The organism is Brevundimonas sp. M1A4_2e (genome assembly GCF_053345555.1).
Window position 1 is genome coordinate 73,113 of the sequence record NZ_JBKFAI010000002.1, and the last position, 23,915, is coordinate 97,027.

Annotated in this window: 29 protein-coding genes and 1 tRNA gene; 13 read left to right on the plus strand and 17 right to left on the minus strand. The window is 67.8% G+C overall.

The window, feature by feature from the left end:
* Positions 1 to 60 precede the first annotated feature (60 nt).
* Entirely contained in the window at positions 61 to 1,728 is a 1,668-nt protein-coding gene (locus ACLBV5_RS04910) for an amidohydrolase (protein ID WP_447604986.1), read from the plus strand.
* Positions 1,729 to 1,855: 127 nt separating this feature from the next.
* Positions 1,856 to 2,827 (plus strand): complex I NDUFA9 subunit family protein, encoded by a 972-nt coding sequence (locus ACLBV5_RS04915; RefSeq protein WP_313633791.1) that lies wholly within the window; start codon positions 1,856 to 1,858, stop codon positions 2,825 to 2,827.
* Between the two features lie 163 nt (positions 2,828 to 2,990).
* Here ACLBV5_RS04915 and ACLBV5_RS04920 read toward each other — a convergent pair whose 3' ends face one another.
* Positions 2,991 to 3,797 carry an undecaprenyl-diphosphate phosphatase gene (locus tag ACLBV5_RS04920; protein WP_025976180.1) on the minus strand — a complete coding sequence of 269 codons (807 nt, stop codon included), beginning with the start codon at positions 3,795 to 3,797 and terminating at the stop codon, positions 2,991 to 2,993.
* 131 nt (positions 3,798 to 3,928) lie between these two features.
* Here ACLBV5_RS04920 and ACLBV5_RS04925 point away from each other — a divergent pair, with 131 nt between their 5' ends.
* The 3 genes from ACLBV5_RS04925 (at position 3,929) to queG (ending at position 6,870) form a co-directional block, all read left to right on the plus strand.
* Positions 3,929 to 4,978, plus strand: coding sequence for a cation diffusion facilitator family transporter (locus ACLBV5_RS04925; protein WP_447604987.1), 1,050 nt, complete (start codon positions 3,929 to 3,931; stop codon positions 4,976 to 4,978).
* A 64-nt stretch (positions 4,979 to 5,042) separates the two neighbouring features.
* Entirely contained in the window at positions 5,043 to 5,729 is a 687-nt protein-coding gene (gene fzlA, locus ACLBV5_RS04930; protein WP_447604988.1) for an FtsZ-binding protein FzlA, read from the plus strand.
* 25 nt (positions 5,730 to 5,754) lie between these two features.
* Positions 5,755 to 6,870, plus strand: a complete 1,116-nt coding sequence (gene queG, locus ACLBV5_RS04935; protein WP_447604989.1) for a tRNA epoxyqueuosine(34) reductase QueG — start codon at positions 5,755 to 5,757, stop codon at positions 6,868 to 6,870.
* Between the two features lie 157 nt (positions 6,871 to 7,027).
* Here queG and ACLBV5_RS04940 read toward each other — a convergent pair whose 3' ends face one another.
* The 5 genes from ACLBV5_RS04940 to ACLBV5_RS04960 all read right to left on the minus strand — a co-directional run bounded on the left by ACLBV5_RS04940 (position 7,028) and on the right by ACLBV5_RS04960 (position 14,037).
* Entirely contained in the window at positions 7,028 to 7,996 is a 969-nt protein-coding gene (locus ACLBV5_RS04940; protein WP_313633795.1) for an esterase-like activity of phytase family protein, read from the minus strand.
* The gene (gene cobT, locus ACLBV5_RS04945; protein WP_313633796.1) at positions 7,993 to 9,873 is read right to left on the minus strand and encodes a cobaltochelatase subunit CobT; all 1,881 of its coding nucleotides are present in this window, start codon (positions 9,871 to 9,873) and stop codon (positions 7,993 to 7,995) included. Before cobT ends, ACLBV5_RS04940 begins: the two co-directional genes overlap by 4 nt.
* Positions 9,874 to 9,920: 47 nt before the next feature.
* Positions 9,921 to 10,670 (minus strand): NYN domain-containing protein, encoded by a 750-nt coding sequence (locus ACLBV5_RS04950; protein WP_134582253.1) that lies wholly within the window; start codon positions 10,668 to 10,670, stop codon positions 9,921 to 9,923.
* A gap of 126 nt (positions 10,671 to 10,796) precedes the next feature.
* Positions 10,797 to 13,664, minus strand: a complete 2,868-nt coding sequence (locus ACLBV5_RS04955) for a M16 family metallopeptidase (RefSeq protein WP_447604990.1) — start codon at positions 13,662 to 13,664, stop codon at positions 10,797 to 10,799.
* 112 nt (positions 13,665 to 13,776) lie between these two features.
* On the minus strand, positions 13,777 to 14,037 hold the full coding sequence (locus ACLBV5_RS04960; protein ID WP_003167792.1) for an Lrp/AsnC ligand binding domain-containing protein: 261 nt from the start codon (positions 14,035 to 14,037) through the stop codon (positions 13,777 to 13,779).
* Between the two features lie 50 nt (positions 14,038 to 14,087).
* On the opposite strand from ACLBV5_RS04960, the gene ACLBV5_RS04965 reads away from it, so the two are divergent.
* Together ACLBV5_RS04965 and ACLBV5_RS04970 are read left to right on the plus strand one after the other, a co-directional pair.
* Positions 14,088 to 14,927 (plus strand): alpha/beta hydrolase, encoded by an 840-nt coding sequence (locus ACLBV5_RS04965; RefSeq protein WP_447604991.1) that lies wholly within the window; start codon positions 14,088 to 14,090, stop codon positions 14,925 to 14,927.
* Positions 14,928 to 14,958: 31 nt separating this feature from the next.
* Positions 14,959 to 15,633 carry a bifunctional 4-hydroxy-2-oxoglutarate aldolase/2-dehydro-3-deoxy-phosphogluconate aldolase gene (locus ACLBV5_RS04970; RefSeq protein WP_447604993.1) on the plus strand — a complete coding sequence of 225 codons (675 nt, stop codon included), beginning with the start codon at positions 14,959 to 14,961 and terminating at the stop codon, positions 15,631 to 15,633.
* A 251-nt stretch (positions 15,634 to 15,884) separates the two neighbouring features.
* Here the strand turns inward: ACLBV5_RS04970 and ppa are convergent, their stop codons facing one another.
* Positions 15,885 to 16,442, minus strand: a complete 558-nt coding sequence (gene ppa / locus ACLBV5_RS04975; protein ID WP_025976190.1) for an inorganic diphosphatase — start codon at positions 16,440 to 16,442, stop codon at positions 15,885 to 15,887.
* Between the two features lie 126 nt (positions 16,443 to 16,568).
* Here ppa and ACLBV5_RS04980 point away from each other — a divergent pair, with 126 nt between their 5' ends.
* A complete protein-coding gene (locus ACLBV5_RS04980; protein WP_025976191.1) occupies positions 16,569 to 17,255 on the plus strand; it encodes a DUF599 domain-containing protein in 687 nt (228 codons plus the stop codon).
* A gap of 240 nt (positions 17,256 to 17,495) precedes the next feature.
* On the opposite strand, the gene ACLBV5_RS04985 is transcribed toward ACLBV5_RS04980, so the two are convergent.
* A complete protein-coding gene (locus ACLBV5_RS04985; protein ID WP_447604994.1) occupies positions 17,496 to 18,317 on the minus strand; it encodes an N-formylglutamate amidohydrolase in 822 nt (273 codons plus the stop codon).
* A gap of 122 nt (positions 18,318 to 18,439) precedes the next feature.
* Between ACLBV5_RS04985 and cpdR the strand changes: the two genes are divergently transcribed.
* The 3 genes from cpdR to ACLBV5_RS05000 all read left to right on the plus strand — a co-directional run bounded on the left by cpdR (position 18,440) and on the right by ACLBV5_RS05000 (position 19,413).
* Positions 18,440 to 18,796 carry a cell cycle two-component system response regulator CpdR gene (cpdR, locus tag ACLBV5_RS04990; protein ID WP_025976193.1) on the plus strand — a complete coding sequence of 119 codons (357 nt, stop codon included), beginning with the start codon at positions 18,440 to 18,442 and terminating at the stop codon, positions 18,794 to 18,796.
* A gap of 115 nt (positions 18,797 to 18,911) precedes the next feature.
* Positions 18,912 to 18,986 (plus strand) — tRNA-Val (locus tag ACLBV5_RS04995).
* 259 nt (positions 18,987 to 19,245) lie between these two features.
* Positions 19,246 to 19,413: a hypothetical protein gene (locus tag ACLBV5_RS05000; RefSeq protein ID WP_447604995.1), complete on the plus strand. Its 168-nt coding sequence runs from the start codon at positions 19,246 to 19,248 to the stop codon at positions 19,411 to 19,413.
* 52 nt (positions 19,414 to 19,465) lie between these two features.
* Here the strand turns inward: ACLBV5_RS05000 and ACLBV5_RS05005 are convergent, their stop codons facing one another.
* From ACLBV5_RS05005 to ACLBV5_RS05025, 5 genes are all read right to left on the minus strand, one after another.
* Positions 19,466 to 20,083, minus strand: a complete 618-nt coding sequence (locus ACLBV5_RS05005) for a hypothetical protein (RefSeq protein WP_447604996.1) — start codon at positions 20,081 to 20,083, stop codon at positions 19,466 to 19,468.
* Between the two features lie 195 nt (positions 20,084 to 20,278).
* Complete coding sequence (locus ACLBV5_RS05010; protein WP_278070336.1) at positions 20,279 to 20,479, minus strand: hypothetical protein; 201 nt, start codon at positions 20,477 to 20,479, stop codon at positions 20,279 to 20,281.
* Positions 20,463 to 20,831, minus strand: a complete 369-nt coding sequence (locus ACLBV5_RS05015) for a hypothetical protein (protein WP_278070337.1) — start codon at positions 20,829 to 20,831, stop codon at positions 20,463 to 20,465. Before ACLBV5_RS05015 ends, ACLBV5_RS05010 begins: the two co-directional genes overlap by 17 nt.
* Complete coding sequence (locus tag ACLBV5_RS05020) at positions 20,825 to 21,106, minus strand: DUF6527 family protein (RefSeq protein WP_278070338.1); 282 nt, start codon at positions 21,104 to 21,106, stop codon at positions 20,825 to 20,827. The genes ACLBV5_RS05015 and ACLBV5_RS05020 overlap by 7 nt, the downstream gene beginning before the upstream one ends.
* Complete coding sequence (locus ACLBV5_RS05025; RefSeq protein ID WP_278070339.1) at positions 21,103 to 21,540, minus strand: M15 family metallopeptidase; 438 nt, start codon at positions 21,538 to 21,540, stop codon at positions 21,103 to 21,105. Before ACLBV5_RS05025 ends, ACLBV5_RS05020 begins: the two co-directional genes overlap by 4 nt.
* 88 nt (positions 21,541 to 21,628) lie before the next feature.
* Here ACLBV5_RS05025 and ACLBV5_RS05030 point away from each other — a divergent pair, with 88 nt between their 5' ends.
* Together ACLBV5_RS05030 and ACLBV5_RS05035 are read left to right on the plus strand one after the other, a co-directional pair.
* Positions 21,629 to 22,102: an IPTL-CTERM sorting domain-containing protein gene (locus tag ACLBV5_RS05030; RefSeq protein WP_447604997.1), complete on the plus strand. Its 474-nt coding sequence runs from the start codon at positions 21,629 to 21,631 to the stop codon at positions 22,100 to 22,102.
* A 124-nt stretch (positions 22,103 to 22,226) separates the two neighbouring features.
* Positions 22,227 to 22,700, plus strand: coding sequence for an IPTL-CTERM sorting domain-containing protein (locus ACLBV5_RS05035; RefSeq protein ID WP_447604998.1), 474 nt, complete (start codon positions 22,227 to 22,229; stop codon positions 22,698 to 22,700).
* On the opposite strand, the gene ACLBV5_RS05040 is transcribed toward ACLBV5_RS05035, so the two are convergent.
* From ACLBV5_RS05040 to ACLBV5_RS05055, 4 genes are all read right to left on the minus strand, one after another.
* Positions 22,688 to 22,900: a hypothetical protein gene (locus ACLBV5_RS05040; protein WP_447604999.1), complete on the minus strand. Its 213-nt coding sequence runs from the start codon at positions 22,898 to 22,900 to the stop codon at positions 22,688 to 22,690. The genes ACLBV5_RS05035 and ACLBV5_RS05040 overlap by 13 nt on opposite strands.
* 29 nt (positions 22,901 to 22,929) lie before the next feature.
* Complete coding sequence (locus ACLBV5_RS05045) at positions 22,930 to 23,307, minus strand: hypothetical protein (protein WP_447605000.1); 378 nt, start codon at positions 23,305 to 23,307, stop codon at positions 22,930 to 22,932.
* Between the two features lie 46 nt (positions 23,308 to 23,353).
* Entirely contained in the window at positions 23,354 to 23,566 is a 213-nt protein-coding gene (locus ACLBV5_RS05050; protein ID WP_447605001.1) for a hypothetical protein, read from the minus strand.
* 94 nt (positions 23,567 to 23,660) lie between these two features.
* Entirely contained in the window at positions 23,661 to 23,903 is a 243-nt protein-coding gene (locus ACLBV5_RS05055) for a hypothetical protein (RefSeq protein WP_447605002.1), read from the minus strand.
* Positions 23,904 to 23,915: the final 12 nt, after the last annotated feature.

Here is a 23,915-nt window from a genome sequence, read left to right on the forward strand (position 1 = left end):
ACGGCGGCGGCTTGACGCCAAGCGCGGCGGCGGCTCCCTTGGCCGCGACTGGAGGCGCTGATGACCCGAACCCTGAAGACGACCCTGCCGCTGGCGGCCGCGCTGTTGCTGGCCGCCGCGCCTGCGGCCTACGCTCAGAACCTGTTGATCCGGGGCGGGACTATCCATACCGGCGTCGAGGCCCAGCCGACGGCCGAGGTCGTGGTCGTGCGCGACGGGCGCATCGCCTATGTCGGCGCGGCGAACGGCGCGCCGTCCGCCGAGGGGCTGGAGGTCGTCGATCTGAAGGGGGCGACGCTGTTTCCCGGCTTCACCGACGGCCACGCCCACCTGGACGGCATCGGCTGGCGCGAGATGACGCTGAACCTCGAAGGCGCGGCCTCGCTCGCCGAGGCCATGGCGCGCCTGACGGCCTGGGCCGAGGCCCACCCCGAAGGCGTTATCGTCGGGCGCGGCTGGATCGAGACCCACTGGCCCGAGAAGCGCTTCCTGACCGCCGCCGATCTGGACGCTGCGGCGCCCGGCCGGGTCGTGCTGCTGACCCGGGCCGACGGCCATGCGCGGGCGGTCTCCAGCGCGGCCCTGGCGGCGGCGGGAATCGATGGGACGACGCCGACCCCGTCGGGCGGAGAAATCCTCAAGGGCGCGAACGGACAGCCGACCGGCCTGCTGGTCGACGGCGCCATGACCCTGCTTGAAGGCCTGACGCCCGAGGCCGACCCGGCGGCGACGCGCGAGGCCTATCGCGCCGGGTTCGGCGTCTACGCCCGCTATGGCTGGACCGGCGTTCACTTCATGAGCGCGCCGTGGAAGGACGTGCCCCTGCTGGAGGCGATGGCCGAGGCGGGCGAGGCGCCGCTGCGGGTCTACAACGCTATCGACATGGGCGATGCGCGCGCCCTGATGGCGGGCGGGCCGCGCGACGCGGGCGACGGGCGCGTCATCACCCGGGCGATCAAATTCTACGCCGACGGCGCCCTGGGCTCGCGCGGGGCCAAGCTGTTCGAGCCCTATGCCGACCGGCCCGACACCTCCGGCCTGATGCTGGCCTCGCGCGACGAGGTCATGCCGCTGTATCAGCAGGCGCTGCGGACGGGCATCCAGATCGCCACCCACGCCATCGGCGACCAGGGCAACCACGACGTCGCCGCCTGGTATGAAGAGGCCCTGCGCTCGACGCCCAAGTCCGAGTGGAAGCTGGCCGACCCGCGCTGGCGCATCGAGCACGCCCAGATCATCCGGCCGGCCGACTATCACTATTTCAACGACCTGCCGATCATCGCCTCCATGCAGCCCAGCCACGCCATCGGCGACCTGCATTTCGCCGCCGACCGCCTGGGCGACGCGCGGTTGGACGGCGCCTACGCCTGGCATACGCTGGTGGAACGCGGCGTGATCGTGGTCGGCGGCTCGGACGCGCCGGTCGAGCGCGGCGACCCGCTGATCGAGTTCTACGCCGCCGTGGCGCGCCGCGACCTGAACGGCTTTCAGGGGCCGGACTGGCGCCCGAACGAGGCGGTGGACCGGTCGACGGCGCTGAAGATGTTCACCCTATGGCCGGCCTACGCCAGCTTCCGCGAGAATGAGCTGGGCACGATCGAAGTCGGCAAGCGCGGCGACTTCACCGCCTTCGACATCGACCTGATGACCGTCCCCGCCGCCGACATTCCCAAGGGCCGGGCCGTGCTGACGGTGGTCGACGGACAGATCGTCCACCGGGCCGACTAGGAGGGATTGATCGCGCGGAATCCCGCCCTTCTCGTTGCGGGGCGTGGCCGCTTCGGTTAAGCCCCGCGCATAGGATTTTATCTCCGGCCGGGTCTGCGGCCGGGGCTTGGCGTTTGGAGCGTCTGAGATGGCTGATTTCGCCCCCGGTCTGGTCACTGTGTTCGGAGGCTCGGGCTTCATCGGGACCCAGGTGGTGCGCGCCCTGGCCCGTCGCGGCTGGCGCGTGCGCGTCGCGGCCCGCAACGCCAAGAGCGCGCCCGTGCTGCACATGGCCGGCGACGTCGGCCAGGTTCAGGTCGTGCGCTGCGACATCACCGACAAGGCCGCCGTCGCGGAGGCCGTGCGCGGCGCCGACGCCGTGATCAACCTGGTCGGCATCCTGTTCGAGACCGGCGGCCGCAAGTTCCAGACCCTGCACGTCCAGGGCGCGACCAACGTCGCCGAGGCGGCTGCGGCGGCGGGCGTCAAGCGCCTGACGCAAATCTCGGCCATCGGCGCCGATGCCAACGGCAAGGCCGACTACGCCCGCACCAAGGGGGAGGCCGAGGCCGCCGTGCGCGCCGCCTTCCCGGGCGCGGTGATCGTGCGTCCGTCGATCGTGTTCGGTTCGGGCGATCAGTTCCTGAACCGCTTCGCCGCCATGGCCAGCTGGTCGCCGGTCCTGCCGCTGATCGGCGGCGGCCAGACGAAGTTCCAGCCGGTCTATGTCGCCGACGCCGCCGAGGCCATCGCCCGCGCCACCGTCGCTCCCGAGGCTGTGGGCGAGACCTATGAGCTGGGCGGACCGTCGGTCTGGACCTTCGAAGACATCCTGAAGTTCATCCTGCGCGAAACCAATCGCAAGAACATCCTGCTGCCGCTGCCCTTCCCGGTGGCGCGCATGATCGGCTCGCTGGCTCAGATCCCGGCCATGATCGGCCTGGCGCCGCAGCTGACCAAGGATCAGGTGACGCTGCTGGAGACGGACAACGTCGTCTCTCCGGGCGCCAAAGGCCTGGCCGACCTCGGCGTCGAGCCCTCGGGCATCGAGGCCATCGCCCCGGGTTATCTGTGGCGCTATCGCGCCGGCGGCCAGTACGCCGAAAGCCCCGCCGCCTGATTTCCAGCGCCTCGGCGGCGCCTGACGCGCGCCTTTTTTCCTCCCCATGAAATGGGGAGGGGGACCGCGAAGCGGTGGAGGGGTAGGCCCGGCCCGAAGCCGCCCCCCCGTCTCGGCGTCTATGCCGCCGATCCACCTCCCCACGGCGTGGAGAGGAAATGGCCTACAGCGCCCCCGTCGCCGCCAGGCCGATGATGCCGACGACGCCGACCGCGATCCGCCACCAGGCGAAGGGGCCGAAGCCGCGCTTGGACACGAAGTCGAGCAGGAACCGGACCACGGCCAGGGCCGAGATGAAGGCGGCGATGAAGCCGATGGCGATCAGGCCGAAATCGCTGAAGTCCAGCACGTCGCGGTTCTTGAACAGGTCATAGGCCACCGCCGCCCCCATGGTCGGCAGGGCCAAGAAGAAGCTGAACTCGGCCGCCGACCGCTTGTCCGTGCCCAGCAGCAGCCCCCCCGCGATGGTGGCGCCCGAGCGCGACACGCCGGGGATCATGGCCAGGCACTGGAACAGGCCGATCAGGAAATAGACCCGGAACGGATAACGGTCCGCGTCCAGATAGGCCGGGATCTTGTTCATCCGGTCCAGCCACAGCAGCAGCACCCCGCCGATGATCAAGGCGACGCAGATGACCAGCGGCGTCTCGAACAGCACCGTCTTGATGAAGCCGTAGGCCAGAAAGCCGATCACCACGGCGGGGGCGAAGGCGACCAGCAGGCCGATCAGAAAACGCCGCGCCTCGGCGTCGAAAGGCCAGCGCGTCGCCAGCGTCCACAGTCGCTTGAAATAGACGCTGATGATGGCCAGCAGGGCGCCCAGCTGAATGACGATCTCGAACGTCTTGCCGGTGCTCTGAAAGCCAAGAAAATGCCCCAGCAGCAGCAGGTGGCCGGTGGACGACACCGGAATGAACTCGGTCAATCCCTCGACCAGACCCAGAAGGATCGCCATCAGCCAGTCCGCCATGAATTCTCCGTCTTGTCCGCCAGGTCGGGGGGTCAGGCACGCGCCGTGCGGCGTCGCGTCCGCCTTCCTTAGCGTCCCGGGCATCGCGCCGCCATTGGCGCGGGCGCGGTTTTAGGCGACAAGGTCGGGAAATGACCGTCTCTCCCCTCGACGCCGCCCACGAGACCACCCGCCGGATCACCACCCTGTCGGTGGCGACGGCGGTCCTGCTGATCGTCATGAAGGCCTTCGCCCTGGGGGCGTCCGGCTCGGTCTCCATCCTGGCCAGTCTGGCGGATTCGACGCTGGACCTGATCGCGTCGCTGGCGACCTTCGTCGCCGTGCGCTGGGCGGCCCTGCCGCCGGACGATTCGCATCGCTATGGCCACGGCAAGGCCGAGGGCCTGGCCTCCCTGGTGCAGGCGGGCATGGTGCTGGCCTCCAGCGTCTTCATCGGCTGGGAGGCGGTGCAGCGCATCTTCGACCCGCGCCCCGTCACCTCGGGCGGATGGGCGATCGGCGTGGTCGTCTTGTCTATCGCCATCACCGCCGGCCTGGTGTGGATGCAGACGCAGGCGGTGAAGAAGACCGGCTCCCTGGCGGTGGCGGGCGACCGCGCCCACTACGCCGCCGATCTGGCCGCCAACGTCGTGGTGCTGATCGGCGTCGTCTCCGGCGCCCTGCTGCGGGCGCCCGGGCTGGATGCGGCGGCGGGTCTGGTGGTCGCGGTCTGGCTGGCCTGGGGGGCGTTGAATCTGTTGAAGGGCGCGGCCGATCACCTGCTGGACCGGGCCGCCTCGGACGCGGAGCGCGCCGCCATCGTCGCTGCGGTGACTGAGGACGCCCGCATCGCCAACGTCCACCAACTTCGCACCCGCATGGCCGGGCAGGCGCTGATGGTGCAGATGCACGTCGACCTGGACCCCGATCTCAGCCTGAAGGCCGCGCACGACATCACCCTGGACGCCGAAAAGCGGGTGTTGCAGGCCTTTCCCCACGCCGACATTCTGATCCACGCCGACCCCCGGGGCGCGGCAGAGCCGCACGGCGGCGCCTTCGCCTCGCCGCAGCCTGAGACGCCGGATCGCGATGCGCCCCCATCACCCCGCTCTGAAGGGCCCTCAACCGATGCGTCCCTGTCTGGATCGCGGGCGCCCCAGGCGCCGGACTCGCCTTCGGCGCGCGTCGGACCCTGGTCCTGAGCCCTGCGACAATCGCGCGCGGTAAACGGAGCCTTAACGGGCGAGGGCGCATTGAAGGCGGACAATGTCCACGCCCGCCGTCCTGTATCATTTCGCCTTTCACCCGGCTTCGCGCACGGCGCGGCTGGCGCTGGGCGAGGCCAAGGTCGAGTACGGCGAGGAGTTGGTCCGGCCGTGGGAGGGCGACTGCCCCCTGTTCGAGATGAATCCCTCGGGCATGCCGCCGGTCCTGAGCGTGACCGAGAAGGGCAGGGGCCTGACCCTGTGCGAACAGGACGCCATCCTCGGCTGGCTGGAAGACCGCGCCAAGGGCGACTTCCTGCTGCCGTCCGACATGGCCGAGCGGGCCGAGGCGCGCCGTCTGGCGACCTGGTTCAGCCGCCGTTTCACCGATGAGGTCGACGCCGTCCTGCTGCATGAGCGGATGGAGAAGCCGCTGCTGCGCATGGGGCCGCCCGACGCCCGGATGCTGCGCGAGGGCCGCGAATTCCTGAAGGGCCACCTGACGGTCCTGGAGCCGCTGGCGGCCGGTCGCGAGTGGCTGGCGGGGCGCCGGCTCAGCCAGGCCGACCTGATCGCGGCGGGCCATCTGTCGGTGCTCGACTATTTCGGCGAGATCGCCTGGGCGTCCTGGCCCTCGCTGAAGCTGTGGTATTCCAAGCTGAAGTCGCGCCCCTGTTTTCGCCCCCTGCTGGGCGACCGCTTCCCCGGCGTCCACCCCGCGCCCTGGTACGCCGACCTCGACTTCTGAGGCCCCACAGGGCTAAAGCGCCCTCATGGCGGCCGATCCCCGCATCTTCATCCGACAGCGCGCCGCCGAACTGGGCTTCGGCGTGTGCCGCTTCGCCTCGGCCGCTGAGCCGTGGAGCGCGGGCGAACGGCTGGCCTATTTCGTCGATGCGGGCCGCCACGGCGACATGGGCTGGATGGAGACGACGCTGGAGCGCCGCGCCCACCCCACCGCAATGTGGGACGGCGCCAAGACGGCCATCGTCCTGGGCATGAACTACGGCCCTGACGAAGACCCCCGGCCAGAGCTTCAGGAGGCGTCGGCGGGCTACATCTCCGTCTATGCGCGCGGCGACGACTATCACGAGGTCATCAAGGGTCGGCTGAAGATCCTGGCGGGCCAGATCGCCGCGCGGCTGGGTCAGGAGGTCAAGGTCTTCGTCGACACCGCCCCCCTGATGGAGAAGCCCCTGGCGCAGCGCGCAGGGCTAGGCTGGCAGGGCAAGCACACCAACCTGCTCAGTCGCACCCACGGCAACTGGTTGTTCCTGGGGACCATCCTGACCGCCGCTGAGATCGAGCCGGATGCGGCCGAGAGCGAGCACTGCGGCCGCTGCACCGCCTGTCTGGACGCCTGCCCGACCAAGGCCTTTCCGGCGCCGTTCCAGATCGACGCCCGACGCTGCCTCTCCTATCTGACCATCGAATATGCAGGCGCCTGGCCGCGCGAGTTCCGCCTCGCCACGGGCAGTCGCATCTACGGCTGCGACGACTGTCTGGCCGCCTGTCCGTGGAACAAGTTCGCCCAAAGCGCGTCGGAGGCCCGGCTGCAGGCGCGCGACGCGCTGAAGTCGCCGCCGCTGATCGACCTGCTGGCGCTGGACGACGCCGCCTTCCGCGCCCTGTTCACCAAGAGCCCGGTCAAGCGCATCGGCCGCGACCGCTTCATCCGCAACGCCCTCTATGCGGCGGGCAATTCCGGGGACGCTGCGCTGGTCGCGCCGGTCGAGGCCCTGCTGGACGACCCCGCCCCCGTGGTGCGCGGCGCGGCGATCTGGGCGCTGGCGCAACTCGCGCCCCAGCGGTTCGAGCCGGCTCGTGAAACGCGGCGGGCGAACGAAACAGACGAAGAGGTTCGCCAAGAATGGTCCTTCTCCCCTTGAGGGAGAAGGTGGGCGCCGGAGGCGCTCGGATGAGGGGTGTCGGCGCGACGTTCAAAGCTTGAGGGCGCGCGCTTGAGTTCAAGCGGCAGGGCGAATGCGTAGCCACCCCTCATCCGTCAGGCTTCGCCTGCCACCTTCTCCCACAAGGGGAGAAGGATCACTCGACATCAAACGCCAGCAGCAGCGTCTTCTGCGCCGGGTTGGCGTTATCGTCGGACAGGATGTAGAGGCGCACGCTGTCGCCCCTCGTCTCGGCGGCGATCCCCTCGAAATTGTCCGTCAGCCCCGGCAGCTTCAGCTCGACCAGCGCCGGGCCCAGCGCGCCCTGCGCGTCCATGCGGCGCACGCGGGCGCGCACGTCGAAGGGCGGCCGCCATGAGCGTTCCACCGCGAACCAGCCGCCGCCGCGCGGATCGCGCTCAAGGCCCGTCAGGCGCCAGCTGTCGGCGGGCGGGTTCGGCCGGGTCACGACGCGGCAGCCTTGCGTCGAGCAGTCCCACACGCCGCCGCCTTCGCCCCCGACGCGCCAGCCGCCGGGCGCGCTCGCCAGCGCCTCCATGCCTTCGTTTAACGGAAAGTCCGCCGCCGGGTGCGGCTGCGCCTGCGGCCGTTCGCGCAGGGCGTCCAGCCGGCCGTAGCTCCAGATGCGGTGCTCGCGCTCGAAGCTGACCAGCACCTCGCCGTCGTCGGTCAGGGCCAGCCCTTCGGCGTCGCCCATGCGTTTCTCAGTGATCGGTGCGCCGTCGGTCAGCGTCAGTCGCCGCACCCGCAGGTCGTGCAATCCCGCCAGCCGCCCCTGCGCATCCAACTCCAGCCGCCCGCGCACCAGGTCGCCGGAGTCGGACACGGCGACGAAGCCGCCGTCGCCCGTCAGCTTCAGGTCCGACAGGCCGTGCAGGGTGGAGGCGGGCGCGGCGACCAACTGCACCCCGCCCGCATAGCGCACGCCCTTGGCCAGTTTGGCGCCGCCCGGCCAGCCCAGACCGACCTGCCGGGTCGAACCGCCTGCGGGCGACCAGCCGTCGGCCGTCGCCTCGGGCGTCCAGGGATGGGAGGTCGCCGCCGCCCCGGCGCAGGCGGCCAGGGCGAGGGAGATCAGGGCGGCGACATAGAGGCGCCGGTTCACGCCGCGCGCTGGTGCGAGGGGCGTCCCGTCCTGGCGCTGACAGCCTTGGGCTCGGCCTCGAACAGCTCGGCCAGCTTTTCGGTCATGGCGCCCGCCAGCTGCTCCACATCGACGATGGTCAGGGCGCGGCGATACCAGCGGGTCACGTCGTGGCCGATGCCGATGGCCAGCAGTTCGACCGAGCTGCGCGTCTCGATCTTCTCGATCACCTGACGCAGGTGCTTGTCCAGATAGAGGGCGGCGTTGGCCGACTGGGTCGAGTCATCGACCGGCGAACCGTCCGAGATGACCATCATGATCCGCCGCGCCTCGGGCCGGGCCAGCAGGCGGTCGTGCGCCCATTCCAGCGCCTCGCCGTCGATGTTTTCCTTCAGCAGGCCTTCGCGCATCATCAGGCCCAGGTTCTTCTTGGACCGGCGCCACGGCGCGTCGGCGCTTTTGTAGATGATGTGGCGCAGGTCGTTCAGGCGGCCGGGGTTGGCGGGCTTGCCCGCGCTGATCCAGGCCTCGCGGCTCTGCCCGCCCTTCCAGGCGCGGGTGGTGAAGCCCAGGATCTCGACCTTGACCCCGCACCGTTCCAGCGTCCGCGCCAGGATGTCGGCGCAGACCGCCGCCACCATGATCGGCCGCCCGCGCATCGAACCCGAGTTGTCCAGCACCAGGCTCACCACCGTGTCGCGGAACGGGCTTTCGCTCTCCATCTTGAACGACAAGGGACTGGTCGGATCCGTGATGACGCGGGTCAGGCGCGCCGTATCCAGCATCCCTTCCTCAAGGTCGAACATCCAGCTGCGGTTCTGTTGCGCCAGCAGGCGCCGTTGCAGCTTGTTGGCCAGGCGCGACACGACGCTGCCGAGGGTCGACAGCTGGGCGTCCAGCAGGGCGCGCAGCCGGTCCAGCTCCATCGGGTCGCACAGGTCGGCCGCGTCGATGACCTCGTCGAAGGCGGTGGTGAAGGCGTGATAGACCTCGACCGCGCGGCCGTCGTCCTGGGTCTGCTGATGGTTCGGGCGGTCGCCTTCGCTCAATTCGGGGGCCTCTTCCTGGCCCTCGCCGTCCGTCTCGCCCGGCGCGCCGTCGGGGCGGGCGGGGCGCTCGTCATCGGCGGACTGATCGTCGGCCGAGCCGTCCAGAGAATCGCCCCCGTCGCCGCCGTCCTGTTCTTCCTGTTCGTCCGGTTCGGCCTGGTCTTGATCCGGCTTTTCGGCGTCGTCCTCGCCGTCTTCCTCCGACTCGCCCCCGTCGGCGTCGCCGGGGTCCAGGTCCAACGCGCGCAGAAGGTCTTTCAGCCGCGCGCCGAAGGCCGCCTGATCGTCGCCGGACGCCGCCAGGTCGTCCAGTTCCGCCCCCGCCTTGGCCTCCAGCTCGGCGCGGACGCGGTCCAGCATGGTCTTGGCGCCGTCGGGCGCGGGCTCGCCCGTCATCCGCTCGCGCAGCAGAAGGGCGGCGGCCTCGGCCACCGGCACCTGCTCCGCCTGGGCGCGCAGGGCGCCCGACTTCTCCAGCCGGGTCAGCAGCGCCGAATCCAGGTTGCGCCGCACGCCCTTCAGCTCGCGCGCGCCGACGGCCTCGACGCGGGCCTGTTCGACGGCGTCGAACACCTCGGCGGCGTTGATGTCGGTCGGACGCAGCCGCGCGTCCAGGCCTGCGTCGTGATTGGCCAGGCGCAGCGCCAGCCGGTCGGCCTGACCGCGCAGGGCGGCGCTTTCGGGCCCGCGCGGATCGCGCGGCGGGTGCGGCAGGGTCAGCACGCCGCCGGACAGCCTCGGCCCGTCCGAGCCGAAGCGCACCTCCAGCTCGGCCTGTTCGGCCAAGGCTCGCGCCGCGTGCGACAGGGCGCGTTTAAAGGTCTCGACGGGGGTCTCTGCGGCGGCCATGCGCCACACATAGACCATGCCGCGCCGGGGGGAAGAGGCGAGACGCCCTACTTGGCCTTCACCCGGACGTTCATCGCGCCGTTCGGCCCGGCCTTGACCTCGAAACGGCCGGTGGCGCGGATCAGGTCCGACAGTTTCACATGGCCGTAGGTGCGCTGGTCGAAGTCGGGATAGGCGTTGCGCAGCCGACTGCCGATGCCGCCCATCGCCACCCAGCCGTCGCCGTCCTCGTCCATATCGGCGATGGCCTTGGCGATCAGACGCCCGGCTTCGGACGGCTTGCGGCGAGCGGGGGCGGGGGGCGTCGCCGCGGCCTCGTCATTGGTCTCGGGAGACGGGACCGTCAGGTTCTCCGTATAGATGAAGCGGGTGCAGGCCTGACGGAAGCTCTCGGGCGTCTTCTGTTCGCCGAAGCCGTAGACCGGGACGCCCTGTTCGCGGATGCGCGCGGCCAGCCGGGTGAAGTCGCTGTCTGACGACACCAGGCAGAAGCCGTCGAACCGTCCCGAATGCAGCAGGTCCATCGCGTCGATGACCAGGGCGATGTCGCCCGAGTTCTTGCCCTTGGTGTTCTGGAAGTTCTGCTGCCACTGGATCGCCCAGCGCGGCAGGACGTCGATCCAGCCCTTCAGCGATGGGTTGGCCGCATCGCCGTAGATGCGCCGGGCCGAGGCCTCGCCCAGGGTGGCGATCTCGCTAAAAAGCGCCTCGGCGATCCGGGCCGAGGCGTTCTCGCCGTCGATCAGCACGGCCAGGCGCGGGGCGCGGGCGGAAGGGATCAGGGCGTCGGTCGGCATGCAGACTCCAGCGAGGGAAGGCGATGACCGAAGGCTCGCCCTCCCGGCCCTGCGGGTCAACCGCAAAGCAAAACGGCCGGCGGGTCGCCCCGCCGGCCGTCTCGTTCAGGTCTGGATCGAAGCGGCTTACTGGGCCGGCTTCGGCGCCTCGGCGGCGCGCACCTCGACCGGCAGGCCCAGGGCGTCCAGCTGCGGCTTGACCACCGCAGCGTCGCCGACCACGACCCAGACGAAGCTGTCGGGCTTGATCGCGGCGCGGGCGGCGGCGTCCATCTGTTCGGCCGTCAGGGCGTTGATGCGGCCCGCCAGCGTCTCCTGATAGTTGTCCGGACGGCCGTACAGCGCGTTCGAGCGCAGCGCGTTCAGCACCTGGAACGAGGTCTCATAGCTGCCCGACAGGCCGCGCGTATCGCCCAGGACGGTGCGCTCGCGCTCGGCCTGCGTTACGCCGTCGGCGGTCAGGAAACGCTCGTACTGGCCGATCAGGGCGGCGATCGACTCGCCGGTGCGGTTGGCCTGCACCGGGGCGTTGACGATGTAGGGCGAGCGGTTCTGCAGGGGGCTGACGTTGCCGCGCACCCCGTAGGACCAGCCCTTGGTCTCGCGCAGGTCGGCGTTGATCCGCGACAGGAAGTCGGCGCCCAGGACCGTATTGGCCGTGGTCAGGGTCAACAGATCGTCCGTGCCGGCCACCGGCAGAACCTGGCCGCCATAGATCAGCGACTGCGGCGACTGCGGCCGGTCGATCAGCACGATGCGGGCCGAGGTCTGGGGCAGGGCGGCGTCGAAGGCTTTGGTCCCCTTCGGCGTCGAGGGCGCGCGCCAATTGCCGAAAGCGGCTTCCAGCTGCGGCTTCAGCTCGGCCAGCGGCAGGTCGGACACCACGAACAGTTTGGCGTTGTCCGGACGGATCCAGCGGGCGTGTTCGGCCATCAGGTCGTCGCGCGTCAGGCTGCGGATCACCGCCTCGTCGCCCGTGCCGCTGAACGAGCGGCCATAGGGGTGGGTCTCGCCATAGATCAGCGGCGGCAGGGCGCGGCCGGCGATGGCGGCCGGCTGCGTCTTCTCATTGGCCAGGCCCGCCAGACGGGTGGCGCGCAGGCGCTCGATCTCGGCCGGGGCGAAGGCCGGGTTGCGCACCACGTCCGACAGCAGGGCCAGCGACGGCTGCAGATTGGTCGTCACCGCCGACAGATTGGCCACCGTGCGGTCCATCGACGAGCCGACGGAGACGCTGGCGCCCAGGCGCTCCTGCGCCTCGGCCAGGGCCTTGGAGTCGCGCGTCGTCGTGCCTTCCTGCATGACGTTCAGCATCAGGGTGTGGGCGCCCAGACGGTCGGCGCGGTCGGCGGCGACCCCGGCGTCGAACTCCAGCGCCACGCGCGTCACCGGCACGGTGGTCGAGCGGGCGTAGACGATCTCGACGCCGTTCGACAGGGCGGCGCGCTCCACCGCCGGGAAGACGACGTTGGAGACCTGGCCGATGGCCGGGGCGGGATCGCGGGCGACGCGCTGGATCGGCTCGGCCGGGGTCGGGGTCGCGCCCGACGGGGCGGCGGCGGCTTCGGCATAGGCCTCACGCTCGCCCGGCATGACGATCTGGCTGTAGACGGGGCGGCTCAGCCACTTCTTCATGGCCGCCTGGACCTGGGCCGGGGTCACCGCCGCATAGGCCGCCAGCTCCTTCTTGTAGAAGTCCGGATCGTTGGCATACAGCTGCCCCTCGGCCAGGACCGAGGCCTTGCCGTTGGCCATTTCCAGGCCCTGGATGCGCTGCGAGGCGTAGCGCGTGACCACCCGGTCGATCTCGTCCTGGGTCGGGCCGTTGGCGATCAGGTCGGCCAGCACCTCGTCCATGCGCTTGGCCACGGCGTCGGCGTCGGCGCCCGGCTTGACCATGGCGGAATAGCTGAACATGCCGACGCGCTGGAACACCTGGTTGCCGGCCGAGACGCCCGAGGCCGTCTGCTCGTCGCGCACCAGGACGTTGTCCAGACGCGAGCTGGCCAGGCCGCCCAGCACCGAGGCGCCGACGCTCAGCGGCACGGAGTCCGGATCGCCCAGGCCCGGCACGGCCCAGGTGCGGCTGATGCGGGTCTGGGCCACGCGGTCGTGCAGCACCTGTTCGACCGGCGCCGCCAGGGTCGGCACGGGGGCCGCCGCCGGGGTGTTGACCGGGCCGCGCGCGATGGAGCCGAAATACTTCTGCGTCAGTTCGCGGGCCTTGGCTTCATTGATGTCGCCGGACAGGACCAGGACGGCGTTGTTCGGGCCGTAGTTCTGGCGGAACCAGTCGCGCACCGTCTCCATGCTGGCGGAGTCCAGGTCGTCCATCGAGCCGATGGTCGAGTGGCGATAGGGGTGGCCCTCCGGGAACAGGGCTTCCAGCGTGGCGTAATAGGTCATGCCGTAGGGCTGGTTGTCGCCCTGGCGCTTCTCGTTCTGAACCACGCCGCGCTGCAGATCCAGCACCTCCTGGCTGACCTGGCCGAGCAGATAGCCCATGCGGTCGGATTCCAGATAAAGCGTGTATTCCAGCGCCGGGGTCGGCACCGTCTGGAAGTAGTTGGTGCGGTCGAACCAGGTCGTGCCGTTCAGGCCCGTGGCGCCGGCCGCATTCATCGTCTGGATATGGCTGGAGGGCGAGTTCTCCGACCCGCCGAACATCAGGTGTTCGAACAGGTGCGCGAAGCCGGTCGAGCCCTTGGGTTCGTCCTTGGAGCCGACGTTGTACCAGACCGACACCGCCACCACGGGCGCCTTGCGGTCCTCGTGCACCAGAACGGTCAGGCCGTTGTCCAGCTGGAAGCGCTGCCACGGAATGTCGACGCGGGCGATCAACTCAGACACCGGCGCGCCGCGCAGAGGCTGGGCCTGGGATTGGGCCTGGGTTGCTGTAGTCGCGGCGGCGGCGGTCGCGACGGGCGCGGCCAGAACGGGCGTGCTCACGGCCAGAAGGGCGGCGAGGGCTACGGAAGAGGCGGCAAGGCGCATGGTGTTTGGTCCCCAACGGATCATGTTGGGCCGGACCTTAGCCGCCTAAACGCGCCCCGCAACGCGGCACATGGTTACATGAACGATTGTTCATGTTGGGAGCAAGCGCCGCTCAGGCGCGCTTGCTGGGCAGGAAGGGCGAGAAGGTGATGACGGTGAAGGTGTCGCGGATGTGCGGACGCGTCTGCACCTGCTTGGTCACGAAGGTGCCGATGTCGGCGTCCTTGGGCAGCTGGAACTTGGCCAGCAGATCGTGCTGGCCCGAGGTCGAATAGACCTCGCTCACATTCTCGACATTGTCGACCAGATCGGCCGCAACATCGTTCGCAAAGCCCAACTCGCATTTGATGAAGACGAAAATGGCGGTCATCATGGCCTTCAAGCCTCCCGTTCAAGCGGAGGTCTCTAGCGGATGGAGACGACATGGGTAAGGCTTTGTCGCCCGAGGCGACGCAGAACGAACGGGCCGCGGCCTATGAGGCGGCCTATAACAACCGCGCCCGCGTGCCGGGCCACCCCGCCATCCTGGACCGCTGGCGCAAGGAGTCGCTGCGGGTGATCGACGCCCGGCGCCCCGAGACGATCGAGTACGGCCCGTCCGAGCGCCAGAAGATGGAATGGTTCGACGCCGGGCCCGGCGCCCCCGTCGCCGTCTTCATGCACGGCGGCTATTGGCAGGCGCTGGACCGGGGCTGGTTCGCCTGGGTGGCGCCCGCCCTGCTGGAGCACGGGATCAGCGTCGTCGTGCCGGGCTATGACCTGGCGCCGGGCGTCTCGGTCGGAAAGATCATCAGCCAGATGCGCGAGGCGACGGAGTTCGTGCGCGCCCGCAGCGGCAAGCGGCCGCTGGTGTTCGGCCATTCCGTCGGCGGCCACATGGCGGCGGCCATGCTGTCCGAGGGTCGGGCGCGCGCGGCGCTGGCGATCTCGGGCGTGTTCGATCTGGAGCCGCTGGTCCACACCTCGCTGAACGACGCTCTGGGCCTGGATGCGCCGGTCGCCCGCGCCCTGTCGCCGATCCACTGGCCCGCGCCGAACGGGGCGACGCCCGGCGGCACGACGCTGGACTGCTGGGTCGGCGGGGCCGAGAGCAATGAGTTCGTTCGCCAGAGCCGAGAGATGGCCGCCGCCTGGGGCGGCAAGGGCGCCGACACCCATGTCGAGATCGTCGACGGCGCCGACCACTTCACCGTGCTGGACCCTCTGGCCGATCCCGACAGTCCGATGGTCAAGCGTCTGGTGGAACTGGCGACCGCCGAATAGGCTTCGATCCGTTAGGCCGTAAGGAGTTTTCATGCGTCACGACCGCCTCGCCGTGCTGACCGCCATCGAGACGCAAGGGGTGGTGCCTGTCTTCTACCACCCCGACGCCGAGGTCTGCGCCGAAGTGATCCGCGCCTGCGCGCGCGGCGGGGCGCGCGCGGTGGAGTTCACCAATCGCGGCGACTTCGCCTGGGAGACGTTCACCGCCCTGTCAAAGGAGTTCGCGCGCACGGACCCCGACATCATCCTGGGCGTCGGCTCGATTCTGGATGCGCCAACGGCGGCCCTCTATCTGGCCTCGGGCGCGCGGTTCGTGGTCAGCCCCTGTCTGGTTCCCGAGGTGGCGCAGGCCTGCAACCGCCGCATGGTCGCCTATGCGCCGGGCTGCGGTTCGGTGCGCGATATCTCTGAGGCGCAAGAGCTGGGCTGCGAGATCGTCAAACTGTTCCCCGGCGCCTCGGTGGGCGGGGCGGACTTCGTCAAGGCGGTGCTGGGGCCGATGCCGTGGACCAAGATCATGCCGACCGGCGGCGTCGACCCGGACGAAGCCTCCATCCGCGACTGGTTCGGGGCGGGTATCGTCGCGGCGGGCATGGGGTCCAAGCTGATCACCAAGGCCGCCATCGAGGCGAAGGACTGGGCCGGGATAGAGGCTCAGGTGCGCCAGACAGTCCAGACGATCGCGGCGTTTCGGAAGAAAGGCTGACCCTCTCCCTCCCCGTCCCGGGGAGGGTGGCTGAGCCTGAAAGGCGAAGCCGGGTGGGTGCGGCTGGGTCATTCAGTCGCCGAGCCCAGGATCGCCTGGCCCTCCCCACCCGGTCTCCGCTTCGCTCCGACCACCCTCCCCGGGACGGGGAGGGAGAGGCGTCGCGCCTATATTGCGCTCAAGCAAAGCCCCACGCACAAAAAAGGCCCCGCCGTTTCCAGCGGGGCCTTCTATTCAAACGCCTTCGCCGATCAGGCGGCGGCTTCGTTCTTGGCGGCCAGCTTGGCCTGGTGGGCGGCCATGCCGGCGGCGATCAGCTCGGCGGCTTCGCCCGCGTCGCCCCAGCCGTTGACCTTGACCGACTTGCCCTTCTCCAGATCCTTGTAGCGGGTGAAGAAGTGCTCGATCTGCTCGATCAGGATGGCGGGCAGCTGACGATAGCTGGAAACCTCGGTGTAATAGGGGTTCAGCTTGTCGACCGGCACGGCCAGGATCTTTTCGTCGCCGCCGGCCTCGTCGACCATCTTCAGCACGCCGATCGGGCGCGAACGGATGACGCAGCCCGGCACCACCGGCGTCGGGTTCAGCACGATCACGTCGCAGGGGTCGCCATCGTCCGACAGGGTGTGCGGCACGAAGCCGTAGTTGCCCGGATAGTACATGGCGGTGTGCAGGAAGCGGTCGACGAACAGGGCGCCGGAGTCCTTGTCCATCTCATACTTCACCGGCAGGCCGCCCTGCGGGATCTCGATGATGACGTTGATGTCCCACGGCGCGTTGGGGCCGACCGGGATGGCGTCGATGTTCATGGTACGCTCTTATTGCAGGTGCGAACGGGGGAGAATTGACGCGCGTGATAAGCTTTGCGCGTCTTTACGGCAAGCGTCGCGGCGATCACGCTTGCCTTGCGCGGGCCGACGTGGCGTCAATCAGGCATGAGTCTGTTTGATTGGATCGCCCTGTTCGTCTTCGTCATCGCCTGGTTGGGCTATGGCCCGCTGATGCGTCTGACAGCGCGCCGCAGCGGCTCGCTCAACGTGGACATGCTGTCGGTGCGCGACGCCTGGATGCGCGCCATGACCCACCGCGAGATGCGATTGATCGACAGCCAGCTGCTGGGCCATTCGATCAACTCGGGCTCCTTCTTCGCCTCGACCAATCTGCTGCTGATCGCCGCCGTGGCCGGCGTGCTGTTCGGGGGGGAGGCGGCCCTGCGCGGTTTCGCCGCCGTCGGCGCCGAGGCCGTCACGCCGCGCCTGATGGAGGCCAAGCTGGCCCTGGTGTTGCTGTGCCTGGCGCGCGGCTTTCTCGACTTCATCTGGGCGCTGCGCCAGCTGAACTACACCGTCGCCCTGATCGGCGCCGCGCCGGAAATCCATGAAGAAGCCGACCGCGTCGCCTATGGCCGGGCCGTGGCGCGGGTGCTGAACCCTGCGTTGGCCAACTTCAATCAGGGCGTGCGGGGCTATTATTTCGCCCTGGCCGCTGCGGCCTGGCTGTTCGGTCCGCTGTGGCTGCTGCTCGGCGCAGTGTCGGTGTTCGCCCTGCTGGCCTGGCGCCAGCTGGCCTCGCCCGCCGCCTCCGCCATACGTCAGGCCCGGCGTCTTCTGGAGCAGGCCTAGCTATCTCGCAGGTGCGAGATAAGCGCCGCTGACGACCCATCCGGCGCTCCGCTCTGACCGTGAACTCCGTAACATCCCGTGATTGCATAAGGCCGAAACGGCCCTTGTTTTTTTGTGCGCTGCAAACTAACTTCTTTTTCGACGCTTTCGAGCGTCTTGCCCTTCCTGGGCGTTTCCTCCCTATAGACTTTCAAAGCCGCGCCGTTTGGCGCGGCTCTTTTTTTGTCCTGGGACCCGCAGTCAGACGCGCCAGTCGGCGCACAGTTCGGCGATCACCCGCCGCAGCGCGGAGCGGCAACGGTTCCAGCCGGGGGAGGGGGCCCAGGCGGCCTCATCCCAGTACAGCCCTCGGCTCAGCTCCACCTGAATGGCCTCAAAGCCCTCGTCCGGCCGGCCCCACCGCTGGGTCGCATAGCCGCCGGCGTAGGGCCGGTTCAGCCCCACCGTCAGCCCCTGCGCCTCGAACAGCCGCCGCAGCCGCCGCGTCAACGCTGCGTCGCAGCTGCTCCCATGCCGGTCGCCCAGCACCACGTCCACCGCGCCGCCTGTCGCCCGCGCAGGCATGGAGTGCCAGTCGACCAGCACCGCCCGTCCGGCGTGCGATCGCGTCGCCTGCATCATCTGCTCCAGGGCCGCGTGATAGGGCGCATGAACCTGCGCCACCCGCGCCTCGGCCTCGCTCTTGGTCAGGCGCCGGTCGTACAGAGGCGTCCCGTCCCCCGCCAGGCGCGCCACCACGCCGTATCCGGCCAGAGCCTTGGCGTTGGCGGGACTGTCGTCCGCGTCGATGATCAGGGCCGGATCCCACTCGTCCGGCGTCCGGTTCAGATCGACATAGGCCCGGCCGAACCGCGCGGCGATCACGGCCGCGCCTTGCTCAGGTCCGCAGTCGATCAACTGGTCCACCGCCGCGTCCTCGGCGCTGCGCACGGCGCGGACCGAGGCGGATGCGTTCATGTCCGCCGGATACACGTCGCCCGAATGCGGTGAGGCGAACACCAGCGGCGTCGCGCGCCCGGCGGCGGCCGGCGCGATCCAGAAGGGCGACTGAGGCGCGTCCATGCTTCGCCCATAGCCTGCTTCGCGCGCAAAGGCGCGTCCGGCGAGCCCGCCGTTCGTCTTCATCGCCGGTTTACCCGGCCCGCCTAGTCTGGCGACTGAATTCCAACGGTTTAGACTCGATCATGGCGCGCATTCTTCTGGCCGAAGACGACAACTCCCTTCGCGGCTTCCTGACCCGCGCGCTTGAGCGGGCCGACCATGAGGTCGTGGCTTGCGAGAACGGCGACGACGCCATCGACGCCCTGGACCAGGGTCCCTACGACCTGCTGCTGACCGACATCGTCATGCCCGGCGCCGACGGCATAGAGGTCGCCCGTGTCGCCGCCGCCCGCCAGCCGGGCCTGCGCATCATGTTCATCACCGGCTTCGCCGCCGTCGCCCTCAGCGCCGCCCAGGCCTCGCCCCAGGCCAAGGTCCTGTCCAAACCCGTCCACCTGCGCGACCTGGTGACCGAGGTCGAACGCATGATCGCGGCTTAAGCGAAAGAAAAGTCGAAGAAAGGCGCCGAACCCCCTTGCAGCCTGCGCAAACTGCGGGTTATAGACGCCGCCTTCCCGCCCACCGGCTCAACCGCCGAGGGGCCGCAGAACAGGCGGACGCGTAGCTCAGCGGGAGAGCACTACGTTGACATCGTAGGGGTCACAGGTTCAATCCCTGTCGCGTCCACCATTCTTTTTCCCTTATAGAACAAGCTCTAAGCTCACCGCCTTGCTGCGTAGCAATTGAGCCTTGAAGCGCTGCTACCCAGAATGCTCCCCGGAATGGGGGCCTGATAGACGGGTAGGGGGCGCGCGCCGCACGATTCAGCTACACCGCCGCGCCATGACACCCGATCAGTTGAACGACGCCCTCGACGCCATGGCTGCAGCCGCCGGCGACGACCCCCAACCTGGCACCCGGCCTGATCACAGTTGAGAGTGGCCATCGGGTGAACGTGCTGTCGGCAGTACGCGCTACCTGCGCGGCGCTGAACGACGGGCTGCGCCACCGCAACATGGTTATCCAGGTCGGATCGCAACAGGAAACGAAGGTGCTGACGCGCGCGGAAGCGGGAGAGCGGGGCGCGCCCTATCGCGACCTGGAGCCGAGAACCTGATAATCACAAGCGGCGGTTCGAAATGTCCGCCAAGGGTTGAAAGCTGCCATTACTATGACTCCCATGAGCGTAGCATTGCCATTGCCTTCTGGAAGGTCGCTTCAAGCGCCGGGATTTCATCATCCTTCAATTTGATCGTGAGAGCCAAGTCGTCAACGCCGAGTGTCGCTGAACAAAGACCAGAGCGACCTTCTGTTTCCATCTTGAAGCAACTTATAAAGGGGGTGTTCGCGCCAGAAGATGTATTCGGGCTGTAGGTCCAGAACGTATCGTCACCATTCCTGAGCCACTCATGGCCTTGCCATTCTATTGGCTTCGGGCTGCAAATTGTTTTTGAAACGTATCCACTTCCATTAGCCCGCCGACATACCTCTGCCCTGCCTTCAACCACGACAAGTATCCGTCGTCGTAAATCGGCTTCAGGATTGAGAATGAAGAGGAACCCTTCGTCTTTCGGCTCAGGCAGAAAGAACGGAAAAGAACTCCCAGGAATTAGATAAGCGACGGGAACATCATAACGATGACCAGAGACTTGATGCTGTCCATTGGTGCAACTGACCAAAAGCAGGGCCGTCGCGCCGACTGCGAAGCTGAAAGCTGACGATTTTTGGCGAGCAGCACCCATAGCCCAATAATAACGGTTCTCGGAAAAGTCCGCTACGGGTCGCAAGCGGCCGTTTACTCCTCGACCGAAAGTCTACGCCCGAAAACGCAGAAAACCCCGCCACCCGGTGAAGGGCGACGGGGCGTATAGCGGAGCCTTAGAGGCTCGACGCCTTGCAATCCGGCCTCTAAGCCCCATTTAGGATAGGAGCCTCGGCTCAATGCCCGTCTGAGTGCCAATCTGGCAGACGGGACGTGCCCGTCAGCCAGGCCTGGGCGGAAGTTCAGGCGGCGGCGGGCAACTCAGGCCCTTCAACCCCATCTCATCGAAGAACCGGCACAGGCGCCCGACCTGCGCCCAACCCGCCTCGCCCCAGGCCTCGATGGCGTTGTCGTGCAACTCGCCGGCGATCCGGCTGGTCAGCACATCGTCGGGCGGGACCGGCTTAGGCTGGACCCTCAAGTCCTCGACAGGCGGGCGGGATGCGCCCAGCGTCCCGCAACTGGCGACACCGGCGCCTAAGCTCACGCTCATCAGGCACGCCGTCAGGAAGGGCTTGCGCGGCATGGTCTCTCTCCTCTTGCCGGTTGCGGATCGTGGTGGTGTCGGTCAGGCGCTCGCTGGCCGCCGCTTCCCGGGCGGCTGACGCCTTCGCCTCGACCTTGGCTTGCTCGGCCGCCTGACGGTCGCGAACGCCCTCAGCGCCCCTGCGAGCGCAGTAGCCGCCGAAGATCAGGAAGGCGGTGAGGAGGGCAATGGCCAGCCAGGTGGTCGGGGCGAGGGCGCGGCCGAGGCCGAGGGCCAAGGTCAGCATGTCCGCCACTCCCCATTGGTGAGGAAGCCGTGCCACTCGCACCCGCCCCGGAATAGGACCGAAGGCGTAAGCGTCGGGTGCTCACGGTTGCCGTCCCAGTCCCAGCGCGGCTCGATGGTGTTGGTCTCGACCGGCAGATATCCCTCACGCTTGCGGCCGCAGGGGCAGATGAAGGCGATCCCGCCGACGCTACCGTCTGGATATGAACGGATCTCCACCGCGCCGGGCGTGTCGTTGTGGTGGTCGATGTCCTCGACAATGAAGCCGGCGATCATCGCGCGAGCTCCCAATGAGGGCTGTCCGTCTCGCCCCGCTCGCGCGGCTTGCCGTTGCGGTTCCAGTCGGCGCCCCAGCGGATCGCCACGCCCAGCTCGGCCGACGCCGCGAACATGGCCTCGGCGATCGCGTCGAACTTCGGGACCCGAACCGGCCCTTCCCAGTCCACCGGGAACGGGATCAGATCGACGGTGTGGTCATAGCCCGTCTGCGCGTTGACGAAGTGGTTGCTGGTCAGCGTCCAGGTGACCTTGGGGCCGGGCTTCGTGCGGCCCTGCGCGTAAAGCTCGCGCTGGCGCTGGGGCGTCCGAACGCCCTCCAGCACCGAGAAGTCGACGGACGACAGCTGGATGGCCCGCTCGACCACGCGGATGAGGTCCGGGTGCACGCCAGCGAGCCGGGCGCGCGATTGCGCACCAAGGCGAAAGGCCATCATGGTCTCCAGTTCAGATTGTGAGGGTCGGATTTGCGCTTTCCGCCAATCGCGGGTAGGCGGTGCGTCTGCTTAGGGGAGAGGCGATTTGAAGAAGCTGTTTGCGACGACTGTCATGATTGCTGGGCTACTGTCGTGCGCAGGGGCAGCTGCAGCAGGAACATATCAGGGCGTTGCAAGTCATGACGGCACGCGATGGGAAATCACTTGGAGCAATGTCTCGCCAACATGCTCAGCTAGCCCTCTGTCGACTGCCGCGTCTTCAGTAGTAGCTACAATTGATGGCGTAGATGAAGCTTTATTTACATATTTGACCTTCAATAATATTTCGGCCAACACGAATTCAGTGACGTTTGGCCCAAGTCCTGCTGGCGTCATGAGTAAGATTACATTCAAGGGGCAAGACTCATTTCAATGTGACGGCCACACATTCCTCCTGCCCGGCTACGTAGCGCCGCCAACCCCTGTCCCCACCCTCTCCGAATGGGCGATGATCCTGCTGGGCGTGATGTTGGCTGGCGGGGCGGCCTTGACGCTACGCCGAAGGCGTCAAGTGGGCTGATTGTGACGCGCGACTGCGACCAAGGCGATAGGCCATGATGATCTCCAGGTCAGCTTGTGAGGGTCGGATTTGCGCTTTCCGCCAATCGCGGTTAGGCGATGCGTCTACTTAGGGGAGAGGCGATTTGAAGAAGCTGTTTGCGACGACTGTCATGATTGCAGCATTACTGTCGTGCGCAGGCACCGCTGCTGCTGGAACCTATCAGGGCGTTGCAAGTCATGACGGTACACAGTGGGAGATTTCTTGGAGTAATGTTTGGCCAACATGCTCATTTAAATCTCTATCTTCTTCTTCACCTTCTGTAGTATTAGCTACTATTGACGGCGTAGATAGAGATTTAACTAGATATAATATCGGTGTTAATAACATAACCGGCAAGAATTATTTGACATTCCTCCCGAGCCCTCCTGGCGTCTTGAATAAGATGACATTTCAGGGCCAAGACTCATTTCAGTGTGACGGCCACACTTTCCTTCTTCCTGGATATGTCGCTCCCACCGCCATTCCCACCATGTCCGAATGGGCGATGATTTTGCTGGGCGTCTTGCTGGCTGGCGGTGCGGCGCTGATGATCCAGCGGCGGCATCAGGCGGCCTGATCCCCACTCTGGTTGCGCCCGAAGTAGAAGCCGAGGATCAGCAGCATCCCGTCCTTGAACATCGACGCCACCAGCATGACAGCGTCGGCATAGCGCTCGGCCACCATGTCGCCCAGCCAGGCGATCATCGGCAGGAACAGCAGGTTGCCGGCCAGGAAGCCGAGGGCGAGGATCGTCGTGGTGCGCGGCAGGTTGATCACCTGAGGCCACCAGCGGGGCGGTTTGCGCCTTATGCTCCGGATCCGTTCTTGATGCTGATGCCCGCGACGAAGGCGGCGATGCCGGCCAGCAGCCACGGCGCGGTCTGACGCAGCCAATCGACCAGGGCCTTGGCGCCCTTCTGCTGATCCCGCGTCCCCTCCAGATCGTCGATGCGCTTGAAAGCGGCCGACAGGCGGTCGTTCAGGGCCTCGATCTGGCGCTCGTACTCGCGCGCCTCCAGCTTGATGACCCGCTCGCGCATGTCATCGACCTTGGCGTTCATCCGCTCGACCTGACGGCCAAGGGCTGACACCGCGTCGGTCAGACCGCGCATGGCATGAATTTCGGCCATGCTGACGGCCTCCGGCTTGGTCACCGGAGTAATGATCTCGTCGCCTGCGGACATGCGGGCTCCTACGCGATGGGTTTGGAGAAGAGACGAACCGGGTTCGTCAGGCAGCCGGTTCGGCCGGTTCCGCCTGAGGCGGCTGCGGCAGCCCGAAGTTCTTGGCCAGTTGCCCGGCCAGGAATCGGGCCTGCGCGCCGCTGTTCGCGAGACGGTCGGGCGGGCCGCCGTGCCAGAGCGCGAACCCATCCAGATCCGACGTCTTCATGGCCACGACCTCGGCGCTGATGATCATCAGCTTGTCGATGATGGCCTGCACCTGGGCGTTCCGGGCATCCAGCAGTTGTTGTGCGTGGGATAGGGCGTACCGCCCTCGGGATTGTTTTGCGTAGTCGACATTATGCGCTCCTTTGCTATGCGCCGAAGTAACCAGACACGTTGAAGTGGTCGATGAAATCCCCAGTGTTCTGGTTGTAGAGGTAGACATCAAAGCCGAAGCTGCGTCGGCCGCCCGTCGTATTCAGGACCACGGCGAAGCGGATGCTGTCGCCGTTATAAACGGTCATGTAGCTGGTGCCGTTGTACAGCTGCGTCGTCAGGATATCGCCGCGCTGGGTCTGGCAGGCCATAACGCTGTCGCGGATGGGACCTGACACGGAGTAGTTGGC

What these genes read in the sequence shown, in the direction of transcription:
- ACLBV5_RS05015 (WP_278070337.1), bottom strand. Translation starts at nt 20,831, where the DNA reads ATGCTGACCTTGGCCCTCGGCCTCGGCCGCGCCCTCGCCCCGACCACC.
- ACLBV5_RS04965 (WP_447604991.1), top strand. Translation starts at nt 14,088, where the DNA reads ATGGGTAAGGCTTTGTCGCCCGAGGCGACGCAGAACGAACGGGCCGCG.
- ACLBV5_RS04980 (WP_025976191.1), top strand. Translation starts at nt 16,569, where the DNA reads ATGAGTCTGTTTGATTGGATCGCCCTGTTCGTCTTCGTCATCGCCTGG.
- ACLBV5_RS05025 (WP_278070339.1), bottom strand. Translation starts at nt 21,540, where the DNA reads ATGGCCTTTCGCCTTGGTGCGCAATCGCGCGCCCGGCTCGCTGGCGTG.
- ACLBV5_RS04915 (WP_313633791.1), top strand. Translation starts at nt 1,856, where the DNA reads ATGGCTGATTTCGCCCCCGGTCTGGTCACTGTGTTCGGAGGCTCGGGC.
- ACLBV5_RS04925 (WP_447604987.1), top strand. Translation starts at nt 3,929, where the DNA reads ATGACCGTCTCTCCCCTCGACGCCGCCCACGAGACCACCCGCCGGATC.
- ACLBV5_RS04955 (WP_447604990.1), bottom strand. Translation starts at nt 13,664, where the DNA reads ATGCGCCTTGCCGCCTCTTCCGTAGCCCTCGCCGCCCTTCTGGCCGTG.
- queG (WP_447604989.1), top strand. Translation starts at nt 5,755, where the DNA reads ATGGCGGCCGATCCCCGCATCTTCATCCGACAGCGCGCCGCCGAACTG.
- ACLBV5_RS04920 (WP_025976180.1), bottom strand. Translation starts at nt 3,797, where the DNA reads ATGGCGGACTGGCTGATGGCGATCCTTCTGGGTCTGGTCGAGGGATTG.
- ACLBV5_RS04985 (WP_447604994.1), bottom strand. Translation starts at nt 18,317, where the DNA reads ATGGACGCGCCTCAGTCGCCCTTCTGGATCGCGCCGGCCGCCGCCGGG.
- ACLBV5_RS04960 (WP_003167792.1), bottom strand. Translation starts at nt 14,037, where the DNA reads ATGATGACCGCCATTTTCGTCTTCATCAAATGCGAGTTGGGCTTTGCG.
- cobT (WP_313633796.1), bottom strand. Translation starts at nt 9,873, where the DNA reads ATGGCCGCCGCAGAGACCCCCGTCGAGACCTTTAAACGCGCCCTGTCG.
- ACLBV5_RS04950 (WP_134582253.1), bottom strand. Translation starts at nt 10,670, where the DNA reads ATGCCGACCGACGCCCTGATCCCTTCCGCCCGCGCCCCGCGCCTGGCC.
- fzlA (WP_447604988.1), top strand. Translation starts at nt 5,043, where the DNA reads ATGTCCACGCCCGCCGTCCTGTATCATTTCGCCTTTCACCCGGCTTCG.
- ppa (WP_025976190.1), bottom strand. Translation starts at nt 16,442, where the DNA reads ATGAACATCGACGCCATCCCGGTCGGCCCCAACGCGCCGTGGGACATC.
- cpdR (WP_025976193.1), top strand. Translation starts at nt 18,440, where the DNA reads ATGGCGCGCATTCTTCTGGCCGAAGACGACAACTCCCTTCGCGGCTTC.
- ACLBV5_RS05020 (WP_278070338.1), bottom strand. Translation starts at nt 21,106, where the DNA reads ATGATCGCCGGCTTCATTGTCGAGGACATCGACCACCACAACGACACG.
- ACLBV5_RS04970 (WP_447604993.1), top strand. Translation starts at nt 14,959, where the DNA reads ATGCGTCACGACCGCCTCGCCGTGCTGACCGCCATCGAGACGCAAGGG.
- ACLBV5_RS05045 (WP_447605000.1), bottom strand. Translation starts at nt 23,307, where the DNA reads ATGTCCGCAGGCGACGAGATCATTACTCCGGTGACCAAGCCGGAGGCC.
- ACLBV5_RS04910 (WP_447604986.1), top strand. Translation starts at nt 61, where the DNA reads ATGACCCGAACCCTGAAGACGACCCTGCCGCTGGCGGCCGCGCTGTTG.